The organism is Stieleria sedimenti, assembly GCF_025060895.1.
GTDB classification, from domain to species: Bacteria; Planctomycetota; Planctomycetia; order Pirellulales; family Pirellulaceae; genus Stieleria; species Stieleria sedimenti.
This window is the reverse complement of record NZ_JANZKV010000060.1, coordinates 1-22,263: the sequence shown is the minus strand read 5'-3', so window position 1 is coordinate 22,263 and position 22,263 is coordinate 1. Positions and strand designations below refer to the sequence as shown.

General features: G+C 60.4%; 16 protein-coding genes. 7 read left to right on the top strand and 9 right to left on the bottom strand.

The genetic code is table 11. The features are described 5' to 3' along the window. Positions 1–26 precede the first annotated feature (26 nt). The 5 genes from NZK35_RS09405 to NZK35_RS09385 all read right to left on the bottom strand — a co-directional run bounded on the left by NZK35_RS09405 (position 27) and on the right by NZK35_RS09385 (position 7,596). Positions 27–416, bottom strand: a complete 390-nt coding sequence (locus tag NZK35_RS09405) for a hypothetical protein (protein ID WP_259632280.1) — start codon at positions 414–416, stop codon at positions 27–29. 480 nt (positions 417–896) lie between these two features. After that, positions 897–2,423 carry a tetratricopeptide repeat protein gene (locus NZK35_RS09400; RefSeq protein ID WP_259632279.1) on the bottom strand — a complete coding sequence of 509 codons (1,527 nt, stop codon included), beginning with the start codon at positions 2,421–2,423 and terminating at the stop codon, positions 897–899. A 1-nt stretch (position 2,424) separates the two neighbouring features. Further along, positions 2,425–4,284, bottom strand: a complete 1,860-nt coding sequence (gene xrtU / locus NZK35_RS09395; RefSeq protein ID WP_259632278.1) for an exosortase U — start codon at positions 4,282–4,284, stop codon at positions 2,425–2,427. Between the two features lie 60 nt (positions 4,285–4,344). After that, the gene (locus tag NZK35_RS09390) at positions 4,345–7,011 is read right to left on the bottom strand and encodes a polysaccharide biosynthesis tyrosine autokinase (RefSeq protein WP_259632277.1); all 2,667 of its coding nucleotides are present in this window, start codon (positions 7,009–7,011) and stop codon (positions 4,345–4,347) included. Positions 7,012–7,305: 294 nt separating this feature from the next. Beyond that, positions 7,306–7,596: a hypothetical protein gene (locus tag NZK35_RS09385; protein WP_259632276.1), complete on the bottom strand. Its 291-nt coding sequence runs from the start codon at positions 7,594–7,596 to the stop codon at positions 7,306–7,308. Between NZK35_RS09385 and NZK35_RS09380 the strand changes: the two genes are divergently transcribed. Continuing rightward, entirely contained in the window at positions 7,595–8,581 is a 987-nt protein-coding gene (locus tag NZK35_RS09380; RefSeq protein WP_259632275.1) for an SDR family oxidoreductase, read from the top strand. The genes NZK35_RS09385 and NZK35_RS09380 overlap by 2 nt on opposite strands. Here the strand turns inward: NZK35_RS09380 and NZK35_RS09375 are convergent, their stop codons facing one another. After that, positions 8,582–8,998 carry a VOC family protein gene (locus NZK35_RS09375; RefSeq protein ID WP_259632274.1) on the bottom strand — a complete coding sequence of 139 codons (417 nt, stop codon included), beginning with the start codon at positions 8,996–8,998 and terminating at the stop codon, positions 8,582–8,584. It lies immediately after the preceding gene. 119 nt (positions 8,999–9,117) lie between these two features. On the opposite strand from NZK35_RS09375, the gene NZK35_RS35080 reads away from it, so the two are divergent. Continuing rightward, positions 9,118–9,816, top strand: a complete 699-nt coding sequence (locus NZK35_RS35080; protein ID WP_259632273.1) for a hypothetical protein — start codon at positions 9,118–9,120, stop codon at positions 9,814–9,816. A 129-nt stretch (positions 9,817–9,945) separates the two neighbouring features. On the opposite strand, the gene NZK35_RS09365 is transcribed toward NZK35_RS35080, so the two are convergent. Then, complete coding sequence (locus tag NZK35_RS09365) at positions 9,946–12,015, bottom strand: prolyl oligopeptidase family serine peptidase (protein ID WP_259632272.1); 2,070 nt, start codon at positions 12,013–12,015, stop codon at positions 9,946–9,948. Between the two features lie 64 nt (positions 12,016–12,079). Then, positions 12,080–12,808 carry a 1-(5-phosphoribosyl)-5-[(5-phosphoribosylamino)methylideneamino]imidazole-4-carboxamide isomerase gene (hisA, locus tag NZK35_RS09360; RefSeq protein WP_259632271.1) on the bottom strand — a complete coding sequence of 243 codons (729 nt, stop codon included), beginning with the start codon at positions 12,806–12,808 and terminating at the stop codon, positions 12,080–12,082. 267 nt (positions 12,809–13,075) lie between these two features. Here hisA and NZK35_RS09355 point away from each other — a divergent pair, with 267 nt between their 5' ends. From NZK35_RS09355 to NZK35_RS09335, 5 genes are all read left to right on the top strand, one after another. Next, positions 13,076–14,230 (top strand): LacI family DNA-binding transcriptional regulator, encoded by a 1,155-nt coding sequence (locus NZK35_RS09355; protein WP_259632270.1) that lies wholly within the window; start codon positions 13,076–13,078, stop codon positions 14,228–14,230. Positions 14,231–14,322: 92 nt separating this feature from the next. Beyond that, complete coding sequence (gene rbsK / locus NZK35_RS09350) at positions 14,323–15,267, top strand: ribokinase (protein ID WP_259632269.1); 945 nt, start codon at positions 14,323–14,325, stop codon at positions 15,265–15,267. 40 nt (positions 15,268–15,307) lie between these two features. Then, positions 15,308–16,270, top strand: a complete 963-nt coding sequence (locus tag NZK35_RS09345; RefSeq protein ID WP_259632268.1) for a sugar ABC transporter substrate-binding protein — start codon at positions 15,308–15,310, stop codon at positions 16,268–16,270. A 23-nt stretch (positions 16,271–16,293) separates the two neighbouring features. Beyond that, the gene (locus NZK35_RS09340; RefSeq protein ID WP_259632267.1) at positions 16,294–17,823 is read left to right on the top strand and encodes a sugar ABC transporter ATP-binding protein; all 1,530 of its coding nucleotides are present in this window, start codon (positions 16,294–16,296) and stop codon (positions 17,821–17,823) included. Positions 17,824–17,830: 7 nt separating this feature from the next. Further along, positions 17,831–18,787, top strand: a complete 957-nt coding sequence (locus NZK35_RS09335) for an ABC transporter permease (protein ID WP_259632266.1) — start codon at positions 17,831–17,833, stop codon at positions 18,785–18,787. A 384-nt stretch (positions 18,788–19,171) separates the two neighbouring features. Here the strand turns inward: NZK35_RS09335 and uvrA are convergent, their stop codons facing one another. Beyond that, positions 19,172–22,153, bottom strand: a complete 2,982-nt coding sequence (gene uvrA, locus NZK35_RS09330; RefSeq protein WP_259632265.1) for an excinuclease ABC subunit UvrA — start codon at positions 22,151–22,153, stop codon at positions 19,172–19,174. Positions 22,154–22,263: the final 110 nt, after the last annotated feature.

The window sequence follows — 22,263 nt, the reverse complement described above, 5'->3', positions numbered from 1 at the left end:
TGATGCGTCCCGCTGGGGTGTCTCGGTCAGGGGGAGGCCGCCGACCTCCGGCCGCGTTGGCGTCCGGCCTGGACCGCCGTCCACAGGTAGCTGAGCGAAAAGACGATGCAAATCGCCACCATCAGCGAGACAATTTGGGTCGAGTGCAGGTTCACCACGCCCTGCTTGCGCCAGATGGAGAAAAAGTGAAACAGCTGACCAAAACCGATCAGGCAGCCAAAGGCACCGAGCATCGCTGCGGTCGCCAACGCTTGACGGCGACGATGCGGATTGAGTGCAACGACGCCGAAAAACAGGATCGGAATTCCCAGCATCATGGGAATAAACAGCATCGGAGCCTTGTTCAGCGAACCGAACAGGGCGATCGCCGTGTCGATGCACAGCAAAAGTCCAGAAACAATGCCAAATCGAGCCATCAATCGCTTTCGAAAAAGGGGTGCCATCGCCGCCTGAGCTGGCTCAATCCTAGCTCTCTTTTATCGGCAATGTCAGCCCACTGTGAACCGCTCGGGTGAGGCTCGAACTGACGCAGCCCGCCAGGGTGCGACAGTTCGACACGGGCGTCAGCCCAATACCGCTAAGTTAAGCGTCGTTTCTTCAGATGAGGGCCCGTAGGCTCGCGCCAAACGGCTGATATTCGTTTGACATCAGCCGGTTCGCGCCAGCGTCCGGGCCCCCTCATTCATGTTAACTTAGCGGTATTGGGCTTCAGCCGGTGCCGCGTGGGGCACCTCGTTACGAGGCTCCGCCTCGTAACGCGATTCTCTTGAGGCTCCGCCCACGATCGATCGCCGGGCCGGTGGAGGCGGAGCCTGGGAACGAGGGTGAGGTATCACCATGGGCCGGTCGCTGACGCGTCCCGCTGGGATGCGGGCGGGAGCGGGCGGTTGATTCAATCAACCGTCTTCGACCTTGGATTCGGGCACGCCGGTGTCCGATGGTTTGGCATCCTTCAGCTTCTCGGCCGCGTCTCGGTGCCCTCGGGCCAAGTCCGCGTCACCGACCTTGTCGTAGCAATCGGCGAGCATCAGATGCGATCGGCGCTTCAAGTCCGGGGCGGGTAGCGCACGCTCCAGATCGCTGATCGCTTCGCGGAACCGCCCCATGCGAAACAGGATTTGTCCGCGTGTCTCGAAAAAGTGCGGCGTCGGGGTGGGGACGTTGTCGATTGCCGCGTTGGCGACCTGGAGCGCTTTTTCATAGTCGGGTTCCTTTTTCATCGCCAACGCGACGGCCAGGTTATTCAGGATCGCACCGCTTCGCGGCAACTGTTCGGCCGCCTTCTCCAAGTGCAACTCCGCCATCGCGAGGTCCTCTTTCATCAGTGCAGAAGTGCCTTTGATGAAATGGGCAATCCCGGCCGGCGATCCCGAGATCAACGCCGCTCGGACGGTTGCAATCTGTTCGTCGTCTTCGTTCAAACTCGACAGCACGTGGTCGGCGACCATCGTCACCACACGCGGATTGTTCGGCGCGATCTTGACCGCGGCGTCAAGCATCATGAGCACCCGCAATCGTTCCTGCACGGTGTTGGTCGGAGATTTTTCGATGTAGGTCACATAGGCGACGATTGCGTCTCCGAGGGCTTGGGTCAGCATCCGTCGTTCTTCTGGTGTTTTGGCGACGTCGATGCTGCTTTTGAGCGTTCGGATCGCGTCGGAATGCCGTTCCAAGAAGATCTGGTTGCGTGCAATACTCATCGCAAGGTTGGCATTGGTGGGGTCGTCCTTGTGCATTTCTTTGACCCGTTCCAACGCCGCGGACGCATACTGTTCGGCGGCATCAAATTCATTCAATTGACGCGCCAAGGCCGCCGCCTGCAATCCGCGCATCGGCTCGACTTCGGACAGTTCCAACACGACGGGAATCGCGGAGCTGAGACGTTGTTCAAAGATCAGGTACTCCGCGTACATCCGTTTCGCACCGAAATTCTTGTCTTCTCGCTCGGTGATCAACTGCAAGACCCTGCCGACTTCGTCGAGTTCTTCGGGGCTGAAGTCCGTCAATTTCTTGCCGATGATCTGGTTCTCGAGCAACCACTTGGCGGCAGGTAGATGGCGACGCGTCAGCAGTTGACGCATCAACACCTTGGCCTCGTCTTCAAACGACTGGGCTTCGCGGACGAGCGCAAAACGGTGGATCAGATCAACGTTTTTCGGATCGGCTTCCAATTGTCGCCGAATCACGATCTCTGCGGTCGGGAAGTCTTCGCGGTCCAAGGAGACCCGCAATTGACGGTCCAGCAACCGGTTTCTCCAGCCCGCGCCGCCGCTAAAGGCGATGAACGCCGTCGTGAACAGAACCATCGACAGGATGACCGCCGGGATCGCTTTGGGCGCGTCACGCCACGGGATTCCCAAGAACCAACAGCGGATGAACTCCCCCATCCAGCGAAACCAGGTCAGTGGGTTGAATGCATGCATCTTAATTCAACTCCTTTGCCGTCATGGTCCGCTCTGATGTTGCCACCGCCGACGCAGCGGTCGGGGCATCGATGCGCAGGGCCTGGGCGGGCAGCGTGCGACCGGCGTTTTCAATGATCGCGTCCGCGATCCGGCCGCGTGCGGCGACAAATTCCTCCTGCAGTTCTTGCAACTTGCGTGGATTGATCTTGTCCGGCGATGTGATCCACATTTGGAACATGATGACTTCGTTTTGCTCCCAAACACCGGTCGAATCGATGCGATTCCAAACACGGTGCGTGAACGCCGACAAGCTGTCCGGTGCGTCGACCAGGGTTCCGTCGCTGCCGATGCCGGCAAAGATCAGGTAACCATGCTGCGTCGGGCCGCGTTTGAAGCGGGCCAGGACGTAGGTGGACGTCAACGCGTCCGGGTTTTTCGCGACAATCTCCATCGATTCGAATCGGTCGGGCGACTGGATGTCGCGATCCAGCAGCATCCAATCCAGCCGCTCGTAGCAGTTGCACAGTTCATGCCAGCCTTGGTGGGGTTGGCTGAGCACGAATTGGACGGTGATGTCCTCCCACTGGCATTCCCAGATGTCCGAGTTGGCTCCCAAACGCGGGTCCTCGTAACCCCGGTTCGCCTTGTGCCCGACCACGGTCAGAACGTTCAGCGAGTCGTTGATCAGGTCCGGTGGCGGGTCAAACACCAGGGCTTTGTCGCTCTGGACCAGGTTGGCGGGTTTGCGAGACCGAATGACTTGGGTCAACGATGCCAGGCAGATCAGACCGGCCAGCGCGGCGAAACCGATCTGTGCGATGCGGTTGTCGACCAAACCCTGGGCCCAGCGGAACGCCCCGCTGCGTCGGTCCCGGTCCAGCAGATCCATGACGTTTCGTTGCGTGCCGCGGCCGCCGGTTGCTTCATCGTCCGAATTCAGTGACAGATAATTCCAGCCCGCCACCAGCGGGTTGAACTCCGATTCCTCCGGGACGCGATGCAACAACGTGGCAATCAAATAGTCGAAGGAAAGCAGGAACCCGAAGGCGATCGCCAAAGCGAAATAGCCCAACAGTTGGTGGGGCCAACCCTCGGCCAAATCGAACTGAAAGGAATTGGCGACCAAGGCGACGATCGTGACCCGAATGACATTGGCAAAAATGGCCAACAGGCAGGCGATCGCCAAGTAAATCGGCGCCATCCAAATCCGTCGTCGTCGCCACGAGATCATCAGAAAGGCGAGAAAACTGAGCGTGAACACGGATTGAATGCCGCTGCAGGCTTCGGCGACAAATAGTTCGCGATCGGCGAGCTGAATCACATTGTTGGTCACCGCATGTGGAACCGCCAGCGTGTCCAGCAAGACGCTCGACATCCACGTCGTCACGTTCTGCAACCACAGCACCAACAGCGTGTCGGCGCGAACCAGTTGAACGATCGTCAGCAACGGAAGCACCAGGACCAACAACGTTGAATCCTCCGGCCCTCGCATCGCGTACAGCATGGTCGCGCAAAGGATCGCGAATGCAACCGCCGCAAACCAGGGGAACTGCACCACCGTCCCGAAGCCAGTCAGCAGCAACGCCAGTCCGATCGCCGCCCAACTGAACCAGCCGCGGGGAGGATAGAAATAGCCGTCAAAGCGAAGGTAAGTCAGCCAGGCCACCGCGGCGATCGCGAACGGAAAATAGCGATAGGTCGGATTGCCCCACATGCCGATGAAGTACGGCACCAGCAACGGAGCCACGGCGAGAAACAAGCCGAGCCAAAACCAGCGCCAGTTGGGGTGGGGTTGGGAATCGCTGGTTGTCGCGGGCTGAATCGGTTCGGCCTCGTCGAGCATGGACGTGTCCAGGCCTGTCGAGTCGGTGGTCGACATTGGCAAATCAGTCTACTGAAAGGTGTTCAGATCGGTGTGGAATGGCGATGGGGCGGCGGGTCAGCCATCGAACTTCGGCTTGTTCGACGAACCGCCTGACGAAGCATCCGAGCCGCCATGCGATTCCGGTTCGTCGTGCGAGCGCGGTTCGTCGTGCGAGCGCGGTGGGTCGGCCAGCAAGGTGCCGGCGGAAAACGGGCGGGAAGGTCCGGATGCGGCGGCCCGGGAGACCGAGTTTCCGTTTTTCGCCGCTTGGGTTCCCTTGCCGGACGGGCTACTCGTGCCGGACGGGCCACTCGCCGACGGAACGCTGGGGGACATTGCCGCCGCCGCGGGGCGGGAAAGACGAATGGTGTTTTGAGACGTGACCGCGACGCTGGTGCTCGAGGTTTGGCCGTTGCGTCGGTAGGATCCGCCGTAGCGACCGTACTTGTAATAACCGTATCCGCGGTAACCGTCGCTCGCTCCGGTTTCATCGGAATTATTGATCACCACGCCCAAGACGTTGGCGCCGACGCCGTTGAGGATATTGAGTGCTTCACGGGCATTCGGCTTGCTCTTGCGGCGGATCCGCAGGGTCAAGATCAACGCGTCGGACATGCTGGCCGTGATGCTCGGGTCGGTGACGACCAACAGCGGGGGCGTGTCCAGGATGATGTAATCGTATTGTTCCCGCAGATACTCAAGCAGCTCGTTCATCACCGGCAACGAAAGCGCCTCGGCCGGGTTGGTCGGGATCGGACCACAGGGCATGATCGACAGCTTTGGCAGCGGCGTGGCATGGGCGGCTTCCAGCGGTTCGCATTCGCCGTTGAGGACGTTGGTCAGTCCCAGTTTGTCATCGCAATCGAAGTTGTCGGTCAGTTGGGGGCGTCGCAGGTCACAATCGATTGCCAGCACCCGTTTTCCGCTTTGGGCGATCGAGCAGGCCAGGTTGCACGCGATCGTGCTCTTGCCGTCGCCCGGCAGCGGGCTGGTGATCTGGACGACCTTGCCGCCCTTGATGTTGTTGGTGTCAAAGAACACGGTCGTTCGCAGCGAACGGATCGCCTCGGCAGCCGAGGACGACGGTTGATGGACCACCGTCAAGTCGGTCGAAAGTGTCTTGTACGGATCGAGTTCTCCTTTCTTGGTCTTTCGCCGTTTGCCGCGGAAGAACGGAATGTGCGTCAAGATCGCGACGCCCAGCATCGAACAGATCTCTTCGGGATCGCGGAACGTGTTGGCGTTCTTTTCCAGCAGCAGCGCGAGCCCCCCGCCGAGCAGCAGGCCGAGCAGCGTGCCGAGCCCGCCCAGTTTCAAAATGCTGGGGCCGACCAGATAGGCCGGGGTGGGTTTCATCAACTCGACCACCTGCGTCACGCTGTCGTCGTCGGACAGTTGCGTTTTGCCCATTTTCTCTTTGAGCTGTTGCATCAATTGGCGATACTGCTCCATCTCGCGAACCATGGATTCGTTACGCAGTTCCTCGCTGGAGATTTTCGCCGCGAGCACTTTTTCCGTTGCGATCTGCTCATCCAATTCCTTGATGAACCCTTCGAGCATCTGGACCTTGGCTTGGTGCGAGTAGACGACGGCTTGGACAGTTTCTTTGGCTCGTTCGATCGGGTCGCCCAGGTCTTCGAACCATTCGCGTCGCAGTTTGGTGATCCGGTCGGCTTGCTCACGAACCAGACGCAGCAATTCTTCACGCGTGGTTTCCAGTTCTTGATCGAGTGCCTTGACGGTGGGGTGCGAGGGGCCGAATTGAGAAACGTTCTGATTTTTGGCGACGATCAGCGGCAGCAGTTTTTTCTCCAGGTCGATTTCCGCCAACAAGCTGTCACCGACGATCGGGTCGGGTTCGCGGGCGTCGGCAATGCTGCTGACTTTGACCCCCAACAACTGACTCATCACACTCAGAGCGATCCGCGGGTCTTCGGTTTGTGCGGCGACGGTTTCCATCCGTTTGAGCACTTCCTGCTCGCGACGAAGTTCTTCGAATTGAGCCGAGCGTCGTTTCGTCAGCAGTTGCTGTTGCTCGCGGTGCGGGTTTTGGGCCCGACCGTCGGCGTCCCAGGTCAACGGGGCGTCGCGGCGAAACTCGGCGTAGCGATCTTCTAATTCGCCCAACTTGGGCCCGAGCGTCGTCATCGCCATGGTGATCAACCGTTCCAGATCCGCCTGGGCGGTTTTGTGTCGCTGGTTGTAGTACTCTTGCAACGCCTTGCTATAGGCCTTGATCGCCGCTTCGCAGTGTTCGGTATTGTTGCTGTCGAAGTGCAACAACGTGATCAGCGATTGAGCGGTTTTGACGTCCGTGACTTCGGGTTCAAGTTCCAGTTGTTCCTGAACCTCGACGATGAAGCGATCGATACTGTTGCCGTAGAACTCGCGATGCGGCGCCATGTCGGGATCGTTAAAGGCCATCGTGGCGACCGTGTCGCTGAACAGTTGGGCTTGCAATACTTCGATGTCCGGGACGCCGCCGACGACTTCACCGGTCAAGGCGTCAAAAATCGGTGGCCGATTCGATTCGACCATCAGCCGCGTGCTGCTGCGAAACGTCTCTTCGGTTCGCGAGTAGACCAGAAACCCGATCACGCCGAACACGATGGCCGGCAAGATCACGGCCCAGCGGTAGCGCCACAGTGCCCCGAGGACATCCAGGGGCTGCGTCGTCCCGGTCGCGGCGATCTGGCGGCTGCGGCGGTTGGAGGGTGGTGTCGAAGTTGGTTCTGCAATCATCGTGGGGCGTGAATCTGTTTCGGCAGAGCGTGGGGGAGGTCCGACACCGAAGCGTGTCGGCCGGGCGCGAGCAGTCTGGTCGCGGTGAAGCTTCTAAACAAGGATCCGTTGAACGATTCGGTCCTGATGGGGGAAAACCGACAGCGTCTGGGAGCGTGCTGTCGGCCCGCCGACCACAACGTCGCCGGGCCCTTTCCTTCCGAAAATCCTTTCGAAAACGCGTTTTCCCGAAGGCCGGTCGATGGAGTCACCGCTCAACACCTACCGAGAAACCGTGCCGATGTAGTTTAACCCTCAACCGTTGACGTCCATAGCGCTTTCGCAAATCCGGCCGCTCAAAAACCCTTCCCGGTCGGCAGAATCGACTTCACCGGCAAAATGTTGGCGGTTTCCGGACACTTGCGCGATCGCGTCGAACACTTGAGTCTGACTTGATGAAATACTGATGGTTCCTTGAATTCCGCCCACGCGGCTCCATTTTCGCGCAAGACTTGGTTGCGTTGGCCGCTCTGGGAATCCATCCTGGCGACCGGCAAAACAGCGCCGCAATTCTGATACACCTGCCTCACAAAAAGTTTTCTTCATGATCGCTCCCATCACGCTTCCCGATGCCGCGTTGCCACTCGCCGGAAGGACCTGTCTGGTCACCGGAGGGGCAGGATTTATCGGATCGCACCTGGTCGACGCCCTGCTCTCGCAAAATGCCACCGTCCGTGTTTTGGACAATTTCAGCACCGGTTATGAGTCCAACTTGTCCCATCTGGCCGATCATCCCGGCGTTGAAGTCGTTCGCGGTGACGCGGCGGATCCGGCGGTGACGGAGAAAGCGGTCGCCGGATGTGACGCCATCTTCCATCACGCCGCGATGGCCAGCGTGCCCCGCAGCATGCGTGAACCGGCACTTTGCCACGCCTGGTGCGCGACCAGCACCATCAACCTGTTGGCCGCGGCCGAGGATGCCGGGGTTCGCCGGATGGTTTTGGCCAGCACCAGCGCCGCCTACGGAGATTCCCCCTACGTCAGCAAGCGTGAAGAGGATCCGCCGGCGCCCTTGTCGCCCTATGCGGCCTCCAAGCTGGCCGCCGAAGCCTACATGCAATCGTTCTCGCGAACGTCCAAGCTGGAAACCGTGATCCTGCGTTACTTCAACGTCTTCGGACCCCGCCAGGATCCCCAGAGCGAATACAGTGCGGTGATCCCACGTTTCGTCTCGATGATTCTGTCCGGTAAACGTCCGGTAATTTACGGCGATGGGTCGCAATCACGTGACTTTGTGTTCGTCCGCGACGTCGCCAAGGCAAACCTGTTGGCCGCCACGATTCCCGGCATCAACGGCGGTACCTTCAATATCGGGCAAGGCCAACGCACGACGCTGTTGGAGTTGCTGACGACGCTCCGTGACATCCTCGGCCAAGACATCGAGCCGATTCATGATCCGCCCCGGTTGGGCGATATCAAGGATTCGCTGGCCGATATCACCCAGGCCCGAACGCGGCTGCAGTTCGAACCCGACGTCGACATGAAAAGCGGTTTGGAACAAAGCGTCGATTACTATCGATCGATCTGCTGATCACATCGGGCCGGTCATTTCCCAAACCACGCCGCGGGTCGTGGCCGGGTCGATGAATCCGGCCTTGCGGCCACGCGGGGCGTCGTGCGGCGTTTCGGATTTTGCCCGCATCCCCCGCGCCGGCAAGGATGCGAGCGATTCGCAAACGTCGTTCGTTTGAAAACACAAATGGTGTAACCCTTCGCCGTGTTCGGCCAGATGGGTGTGCAGCGGATGGTCGTCGGTCAACGGCTGGACCAGTTGCAAGTGCACGTTGCCCATGTCCAGATGCGTCAGCCGCACGTTGCCGCTGGGGATTTCTTCGCTCAACACGACGGGCAACCCCAGCGTATCGCGATAAAACGCCAACGCCTCGTCGGTGTCTCGCACCACGATGGCGATATGATCGAGTTGTTTGAAAAGCGGTGTATCCGACATTCGAAGTCTCTTTTGTGGTGGTTTGATGCGCCGATCGCGTCAGATTGAGCTGTTCGATCGACCATTCTCAATCATAATGGATCCGTCTCGCCTGCTTCACGCTCTCCGGTACTGAATTGATGATTCGTGCGCAAGTTCACCAGCCCTTCTTCCGCAAATTCCTGTACGTCTTTCTCGGTTGTACCGCGTTTGCCGGATGGTGCCTGTACGACGGGTTGATCAAGTATCCAAAGAATCTGACGATCGCCGAAGCCTACGAGGGGCTGCCGGAAGAGGGCCGTCGCGAAGCCTGGAAAGAGCTCGCCGCTGAAAATGGTTGGCCCACGATCACACCGTCCAAAACCGCCAACGACATTCGGCACGATATCAGCAGCCAATTCATGATGGTCATCCTCTGCTCCCTGTTCGCAATCCCCGCGCTGATGATGTTCATGTCGGGCCAGGGAACGTGGGTCGAAGGCGATGAAACCCTGATCCGCAACAGCAAGGGGCAGGAGGTGCCCATCGACGCGATCACCAAAATCGATAAACGAAAGTGGGACGCCAAAGGGATCGCAAAAATCCACTACGAAGTCGACGGAAAGAAAATGAAGTTCGTGATGGACGATTTTAAATACGAACGCGAACCGATGGGCCAACTGATGAAGTTCGCCGAAGCCCAGTTGACCGAAGAGCAAGTCACCGGTGATTTTCTCGAGCGCGACAAAGAGCGAATCGCCCGACAACAAGCCGCCGAAGCGGAAGCAGAAGAATACGACGACGAAGAGGAGGATGAGTACGAAGACGCAGAGGATGCGGAGTCCAAGTCAAGCTTGTAGGGCATGCTGTGCATGCCATCCATCTACACCGCCGTCACGCACAGCGTGACCTACACCGCCATCCGTCACGCACAGCGTGACCTACACCGCCGCTCGTCACGCACAGCGTGACCTACATGCTGCCGATCGTCACTTCAGACGCCACGCTTCGTCAAAGAACCCTTGGCCCATGATCTCACCGGCGTAGATCGAATCGTCGTCGGTCTCCACGTCCAAGACGGCCCAGTCGGGCAGCATCGCGATTTGACGGGAATTGCTGACGTTGGAAAACTCGCGAAACGTCATGCCGCTATTGACGACGATGTAGCGCCGCGGATTCAGCGGGTTGGGATAGCAGAACACGGGGGCATGATGCACCGGATCAAAATTCTGGTCGCCCACTCGCAGCGTCTCACGCGTCCACTGGATCGGAAGCCGGTCGGCGATGTTGAACAGAAACCGATTGCCGCTGAAGTCACCGAAGCAGATCAGGTGGCAGGTTTCGAGGTGGTCGTCGGTCAGGTCGCGGTCCAGCACGACTTGTACGTCGCCGCGCATCAGTCGCGACCAACGCTGCTTAAAATACTCCGCCTCGCGATCGATCCAGCGTTGCACTTGGCCATGGCGTGCCGGGCGACTGGGCATGACGATCACAAAGCGGTCGCAAAACGCATCGTCAATCGGACCTTGCAATCCGGGTCGTTTGCGTAGCGTCATCTCGTCGTCACGCGTCGACGTCCACTCGCCCGATGCGTCTTTTGCCAACGTGCACTGGAATCCCCGCAGATTGCCGGTATCGTCCACCGAATAACGTTGGTCGTCGATTTCCATCTCCACCGCGCCGCGACGGCCCGGCCAACCGGTGTCGGAAAAATCGATCTCTAAATGGGTCACGCCGTCGGTCTCGATGCGAAGGCTCTCGTTTTCTCGGTCCAGCCGGGCGCTGACCGCCGCCGCAGTCCAGTGTTCCTGCATCCCGGCGATGCGTAGCCAGCCCGCCCGGTTGTAGCGGAGCGTGTAGGTGACGAAATCAATTTCTGTCTCCGGACCCTCGTCGGCTTCGGCAGCCCACTTGGCGATCTGGGCATCGATCTGCTGTTTCGAGGGATCGTCGATCTTGTGCCCCATCCCCGCTCCGATCACGTAGGGGAATCGGAATCCCAGTTCCTCGGCGCGCGCGACGACACGGTCGGCTGCCATCTTCTGTTTGTCGACTTCACCGCTGTAGGCGATCGTCCGGGTTCCCTTCAAGTTCTGGGTCCAGGGCAAGACGTCATACCAACGCAGCAGTTTTTCCGCCGTCGCGGTGAGAGGGAACGGCGTCGATTGCGTCCAGCCCTGATAGCGGAGTGTGTCGACAAACCCGGCGCCGGGATTGGCCGCCATCCAGCGAAAGGGATCGTGGACGGCCAAGTGCCAACAACCCGCCCCGCCCATCGAAAACCCGCGGATCGAAACTCGATTCGGATCGATGGCGACCCGAGACTGGATGTCATCGATCGCTTCGTCAACATCGGTCTCGCCGGCAAACTTGAAGGCATTGCAGTGGCGGCCGAACGGATGCAGAACCATCGTGGCATCGGGGGTGCATGGTCCCGCTTTGGTCATCCGCTCGGTCAGAAACGGTACCTCGGTTTTCGTGTCACCGCGGCCGTGCAGCCAGACATCCATCCGCAGCGGCGTTTCGGTCTGGGCAATCGTGAATCCCGCCGGGACGACAATGCCATAGGGCTGTACCGAATCATCGATGCGGGAAACAAAACCCGCGACCAGCGGCTGGGGACGGTCGTTGGCATCGGCGTCAAATCCCAGCAGTTCCAATCCGCGTGTTCCCGCGGCCGCTGCGGCGATCCGCCGCGCGGCTTCGTCGAGCAACCGTTCGGCCGCATCGACTTCGCCGTCCTTGAAAAACAAGTCCTGCTCGAGTGCCAGCTGCACCGCTCGGATCAAGACGTCGACGTCGCTTCGCCAACGGGACGCATCGTTCGATTCGGCGACCGTTCGGCTGAGGTTCTGACGGATCGATTCGACGCGTTGTTCGAGTGCCGTGCGCCGTCGTGGATCGATCTGAATTCCTGGCGGTGGCAGCTGTTTGAAAACGGGCTGCGACGTCGTTGATTGGGCGATGCCGTTGGCGGCCAACGCAGCCGCAAGCACGAACGCGATGGTGCAGGCGCAGGCCCGTAGGCTCGCGCCAGACGGCTGGTGATCCTTTGCCATCAGCCGGTTCGCGCCAGGGTCCGGGCGCGTGGTGTGGTCGTGTGCCCAGGGAATGACCTGCATCTCAGCTGTCTCCGGCGATCTGAATGACTTGTTCCAGTTGCATCACTCCATCATAGATCGATCGCCCCACGATTGCCGCCGGCATGTTCATTTCGACCAACTTCCGGACGTCGTCGTAGGTCGTCACGCCTCCGCTGGCCACCAAGGGAATATCCGTCGCCTCTGCCATGTCCTGCAGCCCGTCAAAATTCGGGCCGCTCATCATTCCGTCGCGGGCGATGTCGGTGTAGATGATCGCCGCGATGTTGGCCGTTCGCTGTCGCAGGTCTCGGGCCAATTCGATCGCCGGGGTGGAGCTGGTTTCCAGCCATCCGTCGGTCGCCACCATGCCGTCGCGCGCGTCGATGCCCGCAGCCAATTTGGCGGGGAAAGCATCGCACATCGACGCGAACCATTCGGGTTGCTTCAGCGCCGCGGACCCGACCACCAGACGTGCCAGGCCCAACTCAAGCAAGGCTTCGATCGCCGCTTGATCTCGCACACCGCCGCCCATTTGGCAAGGCAGCCCGGTCGCGGCAACGATCCGCGCGACCGCGTCGCGATTGGCCGTCGGGTCATCGCCCCGGGCGGCATCCAGATCCACCAGGTGCAATCGTCTCGCCCCGGCCTTTTGCCACTGGACGGCGAACTCCACCGGGTCGTCGCCGAAGACCGTTTTTCGGTCATAGTCGCCTTGCCGCAAACGGACCGGTTTTCCATGACGCAGATCGATTGCGGGCCAAATTTCCATGGTGATGTGGGGCTCTCGTGTGAGTAGGGCTTCAACGGAACAAGTGGCGTGTCGCGGACGACCAAGCGGTCGGCGTCGGCCGGTTGCAACGATACCGCACAGCTAGGTAGACTGACCAGCACAGAGCACAAACGATTGTGCAAGCGGGGTGTTTATTGCTAGCGGCAGGGCGCGAGCCCTCCGGTCTTTCAAGGTGTTTTTGAAACGCGACAGGCCGTTGACGCGTGCCGCGACCCCCGAAACACCAGAGCCGACGACTCAGTCGCCATGAAACCACCGAATCATCGCACGCCCGACACGCCGCCGGGTTTCGGCTCTGCGACGCTGGCGTATCCCGTGACGCTCAAAAACGTCGCCGACCGCGCCGGTGTCAGTGTTTCAACCGCCTCGCGCGCGCTCAACGGCCAAGCTCGGAAATATCGGATCAGTCCCGCGACGGAGAAAGCGGTTCGCAAGGTCGCCGCGGACTTGGGGTTCCAAGCCAGTCAGGTCGCCCGCTCGCTCAGGCTCAAACGAAGCGGCTTGATCGGGGTGATCGTGCCCGATATCTCCAACCCGTTTTTTGCCTCCATCGCCCGCGAAGTCTCATTGGGCGTCGAAGCGTTTGGGTTCTCGGTCTTGCTGGGGGACAGTCGCGAAGAGACGGAAATCGAACAGCGTTTGGTCGAACAGTTGCGTGCCAAGCAGGTCGAAGCCTTGTTGGTGTGCCCGGTCGGTGTTGATCCGGATCATCTGGTCAAGCTCGATCGGTCGGGATTGCCGGTCGTGGTCGCCGACCGTGTGTTCGACGGAATTGAATTGCCGAGTGTGACGTCGGACAATCGGACCGCGGCGCGAGCGGTGGCAGAGGTGTTGATCGAGCAGGGCCATCGCAAAATTGGTGTCCTATCGGGCGTGCGTGACAGTTTGCCCGCCAAGACTCGCCTGCAAGGCTTGACCGACGCGGCCCAGCACGCGGGGTTCCACCTCGATCCGTCGTATCTGGCGGGAAACGCATTCACCGAGCAATCCGGCTACGATGCGACGCTCACGTTGTTGGATCGACATCCGGAGATGACCGCGATCTTTGCGATGTGCACGCCGGCAGCGATCGGTGCGATGCGAGCGTTGGCCGAACGCGGGATGGCGATTCCAAGCGACATGTCCATCGTCGCATTCGATGACCATCCCTTTGCCGAGCTGATGAAAACCCCGCTGACCGTTTCGGTTCAAGACATTCCCCGGCTGGGGCGACTGGCCACCGCAGTGTTGCTGAAGCGGTTGAACGTCAATCCGAGCACTGATTCCAGCACTGAATCGAGCCGTCAAACGCTGCCCCCGCTGAGCACTCCTGCAGAGATAGAGATCCAGTCCTCCACGTCGCTGTGGAAGGTCCCCACCACGCTGTTGCGGCGGTCGTCGGTCGCAGTCCCACGTCAGTAACGCGACCATGCAACACCATCGCGCGTGCACTATGTTCGTTCCCTTTGAATTGTTTTTCGAACTCACCATCCTTTCGGTCGGCTGATCACTCCATGTCCTCCCCCATCACAAGTCCCGACGAACGCTCCAAACCGAGGATCGCGGTGTTGGGATCCATCAACATGGATCTGGTGATTCGATGCGATCATTTGCCGAAACCGGGCGAGACGGTTGCGGCTCGCTCGATGGCCGAAGTCCCCGGCGGAAAAGGTGCCAATCAAGCGGTCGCGGCGGCACGCTGCGGTGGCGCGGTCCAAATGATCGGCCGTGTCGGCGACGACGGGTTCGGACAAAAATTGCTCAACAACCTGCTGGACGCATCAATCGATTGCAGTGCCGTCCTGACCGCCCAAGGGTGTGAAAGTGGACTCGCGATCGTCAGTGTCGAAAACAGCGGCGAGAACGCGATCATCGTGATCCCCGGCGCCAACGCACGGCTGTCTGCCGAAGACATTCACCGCGCCGAGTCCTCCCTCGCCGGCTGTGACGTGTTGATGGTCCAATTGGAAACACCGCAAGCGACGGTGTTGGCGGGCATTCAAGCGGCCAAGCGGGCGGGTGCCAAAGTGATCCTGGATCCCGCGCCGGCGGCATCGCTGCGAGATGAACTGTTTGACGTCGATCTGATCTGCCCGAACGAATCCGAAGCCATCGCGATCGTCGGCGGCCGTCTGGAAACGATCGACGACGCCGCCGCGATTGCCAAGCGTTTGCACGCCAAGGGACCGGCCGCCGTCGCGATCACGTTGGGCGCACGCGGGACGATGCTGTACGACGGCGCGACCGCGGAACTGATCCCGTCGATCAAGGTGGACGCCGTCGACACGACCGCCGCCGGTGACGCGTTCGCCGGCGCCGTGGCCGTCCGCTGGGCGCAGACCGGGTCACTTCGCCAAGCCATCCGGTGGGCCAATCTGGCCGGTGCCCTCGCCGCCTCCCGTGCGGGAGCGCAGCCGAGTTTGCCGACCCATCAACAAATCGATTCCCTGTCTTCGTAGTGCGTCCTTCCCCGATTCCCTTCCCGCCAACGAGTTTCTCATGCGTCACTTCTTGTTTCCGATCCTGGTCGCCATTGCGGTGTCGGGATGTTCGTCGAAATCCGACACCTCGACTGCCGAATCGAATTCGGGGGACACGGATGATCGTCCCAAAGTCGCGTTGATCATGAAGTCTTTGGCGAACGAGTTTTTTTCGACGATGGCCGAAGGTGCCAAGACGCACCAAAGTCAGCATGCCGATGAATATGAATTGATCGTCAACGGCATCAAAGACGAACGTGACTTGAGCCGGCAAGTGGCGTTGGTGGATGAAATGGTTGCCGCCGGTGCCGATGCGATTGTGATCGCCCCGGCCGATTCCAAGGCGTTGGTCCCGTCATTGCGAAAAGCGATCAACAAGGGCGTCATCGTGATCAACATCGACAACAAGTTGGACGCCGAAGTGCTGGCCAGCGAAGAAGTAAACATTCCGTTCGTCGGTCCCGACAACCAAGCCGGAGCGAAGCAGGTCGGTGACTACTTGGCCGGCAAGTTAACCGCCGGCGACAAGGTCGCGATCCTGGAAGGCATTCGGTCTTCATTCAACGCCCAACAACGACTCGCGGGTTTCGAAGCCTCGATGAAAGCCGCCGACATCGAAATCGTTTCCAGCCAAAGTGCCGAATGGGAAATGTCCAAAGCGAATTCCATCGCGGCGTCGATTTTGAGCGAGCATCCGGACATCAAAGCCATCTTGGCGGCCAATGATTCGATGGCACTCGGCGCGATCGCCGCGGTCAAGTCCGCCGGAAAAACGGGCGACGTCCTGGTCGTCGGGTTTGACAATATCTCCGCCGTCCAACAGGCCATTCGCGACGGGAAGATTCTGGCGACGGCCGATCAATACGGTGATAAGTTGGCCGTGTTCGGAATCGAAACGGCGCTGCAAGTGATCAACGGCGAAACGGATCAGCCGACCGACGTCGAAACGCCCGTCGATCTGGTGACGGCAGAATCACTGTGAGCGTCTTGCTGGATGCCGTCGGGATGACGAAACGTTACGGCAACGTGACGGTGTTGCGCGACGTCAGCTTTGGCTTGCGCGGCGGCGAGATTCACGCGCTGCTCGGGGCCAACGGCGCCGGCAAGTCCACCCTGTGCAAGATGATCGCCGGACTGACCGAGGTGACCGCCGGCAGCATGCGGATCGAAGGCGAGGTGTATGCGCCGCACCACAAACAGGCCGCCGAATCGGCCGGCGTGCAGATCATTCAACAGGAATTGAATCTCATTGCGACCCTCACCGTCGCCGAAAATCTGCTGCTCAATCGGCTCCCTTCGTTCGCCGGGATCGTTTCAAGTCGCGCGCTGCATCGCCAGGCACGCGCCGCACTGGACCGGTTGCAATTGGACGACGTGGACACCCACGCGGTGGTCAGCGAACTCGGCGTCGGACATCGGCAGATGGTGGAGATCGCCGCGGCGCTGGCACGCGAGTGCAAAATCCTGATCTTGGACGAACCCACCGCGGCACTCAGCGGCAGCGAGACGCAACTGTTGTTTGATCAACTCAGGCAGCTGCGTGATCGCGGCGTCGGCATGATCTACATCTCGCACCGTCTGGACGAAGTCAAACGGATCGCCGACCGCGTCACCGTGCTGCGGGACGGACGTCACGTCGGCACCGAAACCGCCGAATCGATGAGCACCGACCAGATGGTCCAGCGGATGAGTGGCGGGCTTGCCGATGAACGGCCTGGTGGCGAGATCCGTCACCACGCCCGGGCGCCAGAGGTCTCGGCGGACGAATCCGATCACCGGAAGGATTCGACCGTGTTGGCGGTCGAGGGCCTTTGCTGCGGCATGGTTCGCGACGTCTCCTTTCAGGTCCGCACCGGCGAAACGTTTGGGATCGCGGGTTTGGTCGGATCGGGGCGGACGGAATTGTTGCGCGCAATCTTCGGCGCCGATCGGGCGGAATCTGGACGGGTCTGCATCGCTGGAAAACCTCCCACGCGGTTTGCACATCCGTCCCAAGCGGTCGCGGCGGGCTTGGCGATGGTGACCGAAGATCGCAAGCAGAACGGGTTGTTGCTGCAGCAGTCGATTCGCTGCAACACATCGCTGAGTGCGATGTTCAAACGGTTTTCACGGTTCGGTTTGATCACGCCGATGCGTGAAGCGACGGTCGCCCGGGAAATGTGTCGCGCGATGGAAACCCGTTGCACCGGCATCGAACAGAGTGTGGGAACGCTCAGCGGTGGCAATCAACAAAAAGTCGCGATCGCAAAATGGCTGACCCGCGACGCCGACGTGTTTCTGTTTGATGAACCGACGCGGGGCATCGACATCGGCGCCCGGCGAAGGATTTATGAATTGTTTGACGAGCTGGCGTCGGCCGGCAAGGGGATCGTGATCGTCAGCAGTGACTTGGACGAGCTGATGGAGACCTGTGATCGCATCGCCGTGATGTCGGCCGGGCGGCTGGTGGAGACCCGCGAGCGGTCGTTGTGGAGCGAAGATGCCATCTTGCAGGCGAGTTTTGCCGGGCATCGAACCAAAAACTTCAGGGTTTGACCGGAACATGAAACAAAAGTTGACTCAATCGTTTTTGCAGTATGCCGGACTCTTGGGAGTCTTGCTGCTGTTGATCGCGGTGTTTTCGCTCAGTTCAAAGAACTTCTTTCAGACCCAGACGCTGGTCACAATTGCCAACTCCAATCCGGATCTGATCTTCGTCTCGGTCGGGATGACGTTGGTCTTGATCGTCGCCGGGATCGACTTGTCGGTCGGATCCTTGTTGGCGCTCGGATCGGCGGTGATCGGAGTGTTGATGGTGCGACACGAGTGGAGTTTACCGGCGGCGTTTTTGGTGTGCTTGCTGGTGACGGGCTTGTGTGGATTGTTCAACGGGTTTGTCTCGGTATGGTTTTCGATTCCGTCGTTCATCGTCAGCCTGGGGATGTTGGAAATGGCACGCGGCGGGACGAAGGTGATCACGGATTCACAGACGATGTACATCGGCAGCCGCGTCGAAGCGTTCGGGGAACCGCTGCAGTGGGTGCCGCTTTCGCCGGCATTCCTGGTCGCCGTGATGGCGGTGATTGCGGGCCAGTTTTTGCTGACGAAAACCGTCTTCGGGCGTTATTGTGTGGCCATCGGAACGAATGAAGAAGCGGTGCGGATGAGCGGGATTCGGACGGCACCGATCACGATCGCCGCCTTCATGATTTTGGGGCTGTTGTGCGGACTGGCGTCACTGTCGCAAACCAGCCGATTGTCCAGCGCGGACCCCAACGCGGCGATCGGGTTAGAGCTTTCGGCGATCGCGGCTTGTGTGATCGGGGGCACCAGTTTGATGGGCGGACGCGGCAGCGTGGTCGCGTCCTTCATCGGCGTCTTGATCATCGCCGTGCTGCAATCCGGTCTGGCCCAGTTGGGCGTTGAGGACGCCATCAAACAGCTCATCACCGGAGCCGTCATCATCACCGCCGTCCTCCTCGACGCCCTCCGAGTCCGCTGGGGAAAGAAATCGGGGTGAAGAAAAGTAGACAAGAAAATGGGTGACAAGAAAATGTTGCTGCTCGGCTCAGGACCGTCGAATCGTTTGAAACGTCACGGTGTCGCTTGAGATGTTCAGCCACTGCACGACAGGAATTTCGACGTAGCGAAGGAATCGGCGGATGTTTTCCAGGAAAGATTGCTTGTGTTTGTTGAGTGCGGTGACTTTGACGATGGAGTCTTCCGGACTGCAAACACACGCCCCATTACCTTGTAACAGACGTCGGCAAAAACCTGCTCCTCGACCGCGCGAACTTCGCCCAAAACCTCAACCGGCATCACTCCGATCCTCCAAGCACCATTTTCTTGTCACCCATTTTCCTGTCTACCTTCCCCTGTCTCCCCATTTTTCTGCCATCTCCTTTCACCCTTCCCCGCGCCCCATCTCCATCGCCAACACTTTCCCCGTCTCACTTTCCTCGCAGGCTGCGACTTCCGCCGGGGTGCCTTCGGCGACGACCCTGCCTCCGGCGTCTCCGGCGCCGGGGCCGAGATCGATCAGGTGGTCGGCCGAGAGCATCAGCAGCGGGTTGTGTTCGACGACCAACAGCGAGTGTCCGTCGGCGATCAAGGCGTCGAAGCAATCGACCAATCGGATCAGATCGTCAAAGTGCAAGCCGGTGGTCGGTTCGTCCATCACAAACAGGGTGCGTTTGCGTGTTGCCGACGCCAGGAACGCGGCCAGTTTCAATCGCTGGCCTTCGCCGCTGGACAACGTGGTGGCGGATTGGCCGAGCGACAGGTAGCCCAGCCCGACATCGATCATCCGTTTCAGCCGCGCCTGCACCTTGTCGGCGCCTCGGAAAAACGCGTAGGCTTCGCGGGCGCTCATCGCCAGCACGTCGGCAATCGAGCGGTCGCGATAACGGACCTTCAAAATGTCATCACGAAATCGCGTGCCGCGACATTCCGGGCACTGCATCGAAACATCCGCCAGAAATTGCATGTCGATTTCCAGCACGCCGGCGCCTTCGCATTCCGGACACCGTCCCTTGTCGCTGTTGAACGTGAAGTGACTCGGGGTCAATCCGCGCGCCCGCGCCTCGACGCTGTCGGCAAACACCTTGCGAATCGGATCGAACGCCTTCAAGTACGTCACCGGGCAACTGCGTGGGGACCGACTGATCGGAGATTGATCGACGGACACACAGTCCTGGATCTGGCCCAGCCCGGTGATCGATTGATACGGCAGTGGTTTGGCGGCTTGGCGAAGTTTCTCGTGCCGGATCGCTTCGAAAAGCGTGTCCTGGACGAGCGAGCTTTTGCCGCTACCGGAGACGCCGGTCACCACGCACAACACGCCTAACGGGAAGTCCACGGTCAGGTCTTGCAGGTTGTGTCCGCGCGCCCCACGCAATGTGATCCGACCACGCGGCGGCCGAGGATCGTGGTGCCGTAGGGTAGAACCGCGTCGTCCGGAGAGAAATTGCCCGGTCAGCGAGTCGCGGTGGCGGAGCATCTGCTTGGGCGTTCCTTCAAACACGATCCGACCGCCGTCGTTGCCCGCACCGGGACCGATCTCGACGACGCGATCGGCGGTCTCGATCATCGTTTCATTGTGCTCGACGACGATGACGGTGTTGCCGCGATCCCGCAGGGATGCGATGGAATCGGCCAGGCGGCGGACATCCTTGGGGTGCAGCCCCGCGGTCGGCTCGTCCAGGACGTACAGCATGTTGACCAGGTTGCCGCCCAACGCCGCGGTCAACGCGACCCGCTGGGTTTCGCCGCCGGAAAGTGTCCGCAGAGGACGATCCAGTTGCAGGTATCCCAGGCCGACCGATTGCAGGTATCCGATCCGGTCGCAGATTTGTCGTAGGGGTTCGGCGGCGATCTCGCGCTGCCGCGTCCCCAGCGGCGCGTGATGAAAAAATTCCGCAGCGGCCGAACCCGACATTTCCAGCAGGTCCGCGATCGTCCGGTCGGCGATCTTGTAGGCCAACGCCGCAGCGTTGTAACGCCGGCCGTCACAGGCGTCGCACGTCCGGTAGCTGCGATAGCGGGCGGCAAAGATGCGGATGTGCATCTTGTATTTCTTGCGATCCAGCCATGCGAAAAAGCCATCCAGTCCGCCAAAGTTTCGCTCGGGCACTCCGCGCTGAATCAACTTCAAGTGCTTCTTCTTGAGCTTGCCGAAGGGCACGTCGGTCGGCAGGTCATAATCGTCGGCCAGTGCCAGTAATTCCTCCAGCTCATGTTGATAGGAGGGCGTGTTCCAGGGCGCGATCGCACCCTCGGCGATCGAAAGCGACGGGTCTGGCACGACCAGATCCATGTCCACGTCGACCAGATCGCCGAACCCTTCGCATTTTTCGCAGGCGCCGAGCGGGTTGTTGAAATTAAACAGCCTGGGCACGGGATCGGGGTAATCCAGGTCGCATTGATCACAGCGTCGTTGATCGCTGATCACCCGCTGCATCCACGGGCGGCCATCGATCTCGGTGATGCGGCCCGTCGGCGTCCCGGCGTCGGTGATGACGTCGGCGCTCGGATCATCGGCCGAGCGATCCTGGTTCGGGGGAGCGTAGTGGGGATTCGCTTCGCCGACGCGCTGCGCGGAGGGTGCTTCGGCGGTCTCTGCCGTCGGGGCTTCGATCAGGACGACCGCCCGCCCGTGTCCTTCGCCCATGGCGGTTTCCAGCGATTCGGTCAATCGCGACAGTTCGGTGTCGGCTGAAACCCGGTCGACCACCACAATGCACTCCGCTCCCCCGCGTCCGATCTTCTTGGCCAATGCGGCTCGATCGGAATCCGACAAATGAAATGTCTGGCCACGGACGATCAAACGCAGGTACCCGGCCCGCTGCAGCCCCAGCAGAATCTCGCCGCCGGATTTGCGATTGGGCAGGTGGACTTGGAACCCGATCATCGCGCGTCGGGGCGATGCGGCCAGCTCTGCTGCGATCGTGGTGGGATCGTCCGCCGAGACCTCGCGGCCGCACCCGGTGCAGTACAGTGTCGCGCACTTGGCGAACAGCAATCGCAAATGGTCGGCAATCTCCGTGGTCGTCCCCACGGTGCTGCGATTGGTTTTGGAGCCGCCCGCCCGCGTCACCGCGACGGCCGGCGGAATGCCGGTGATCGAATCGCAGTCCGGTTTGTCGAGTCGCTGCAGGAATTGCCGCGTGTAGGCGGAAAAGCTTTCGATGTAGCAGCGTTGTCCTTCGGCATACAGCGTATCCAGGGCCAGAGAAGTTTTACCGCTGCCGGACAGCCCGCAAAACGCGATCAGTTTGCCCCGGGGCAGATCCAGATCGACGTCGCGAAGGTTATGAACCCGGCAACCCCGGACGGAAATCAGCTGGGCGGCCGCGGCAGAGCGGGAGGGGGCAGATGGGGAGGACAAGGGCGCAGTGGGGGCGTGATCGAGGTGAAGCGAGAGGTGAATGAGAAGTGTAGCGCATCGGTCGCCGCTGACGACCGGCATGCGCTGGTGTGTGCTGGTGTGCAGGCTTT

Coding starts and splice junctions, on each gene's coding strand:
- NZK35_RS35080 (WP_259632273.1), top strand. CDS start 9,118: ATGATTCGTGCGCAAGTTCACCAGCCCTTCTTCCGCAAATTCCTGTAC.
- NZK35_RS09385 (WP_259632276.1), bottom strand. CDS start 7,596: ATGAAGAAAACTTTTTGTGAGGCAGGTGTATCAGAATTGCGGCGCTGT.
- NZK35_RS09400 (WP_259632279.1), bottom strand. CDS start 2,423: ATGCATGCATTCAACCCACTGACCTGGTTTCGCTGGATGGGGGAGTTC.
- NZK35_RS09365 (WP_259632272.1), bottom strand. CDS start 12,015: ATGGCAAAGGATCACCAGCCGTCTGGCGCGAGCCTACGGGCCTGCGCC.
- NZK35_RS09380 (WP_259632275.1), top strand. CDS start 7,595: ATGATCGCTCCCATCACGCTTCCCGATGCCGCGTTGCCACTCGCCGGA.
- NZK35_RS09345 (WP_259632268.1), top strand. CDS start 15,308: ATGCGTCACTTCTTGTTTCCGATCCTGGTCGCCATTGCGGTGTCGGGA.
- NZK35_RS09405 (WP_259632280.1), bottom strand. CDS start 416: ATGGCTCGATTTGGCATTGTTTCTGGACTTTTGCTGTGCATCGACACG.
- NZK35_RS09355 (WP_259632270.1), top strand. CDS start 13,076: ATGAAACCACCGAATCATCGCACGCCCGACACGCCGCCGGGTTTCGGC.
- NZK35_RS09335 (WP_259632266.1), top strand. CDS start 17,831: ATGAAACAAAAGTTGACTCAATCGTTTTTGCAGTATGCCGGACTCTTG.
- hisA (WP_259632271.1), bottom strand. CDS start 12,808: ATGGAAATTTGGCCCGCAATCGATCTGCGTCATGGAAAACCGGTCCGT.
- rbsK (WP_259632269.1), top strand. CDS start 14,323: ATGTCCTCCCCCATCACAAGTCCCGACGAACGCTCCAAACCGAGGATC.
- NZK35_RS09390 (WP_259632277.1), bottom strand. CDS start 7,011: ATGATTGCAGAACCAACTTCGACACCACCCTCCAACCGCCGCAGCCGC.
- NZK35_RS09340 (WP_259632267.1), top strand. CDS start 16,294: ATGACGAAACGTTACGGCAACGTGACGGTGTTGCGCGACGTCAGCTTT.
- xrtU (WP_259632278.1), bottom strand. CDS start 4,284: ATGTCGACCACCGACTCGACAGGCCTGGACACGTCCATGCTCGACGAG.
- NZK35_RS09375 (WP_259632274.1), bottom strand. CDS start 8,998: ATGTCGGATACACCGCTTTTCAAACAACTCGATCATATCGCCATCGTG.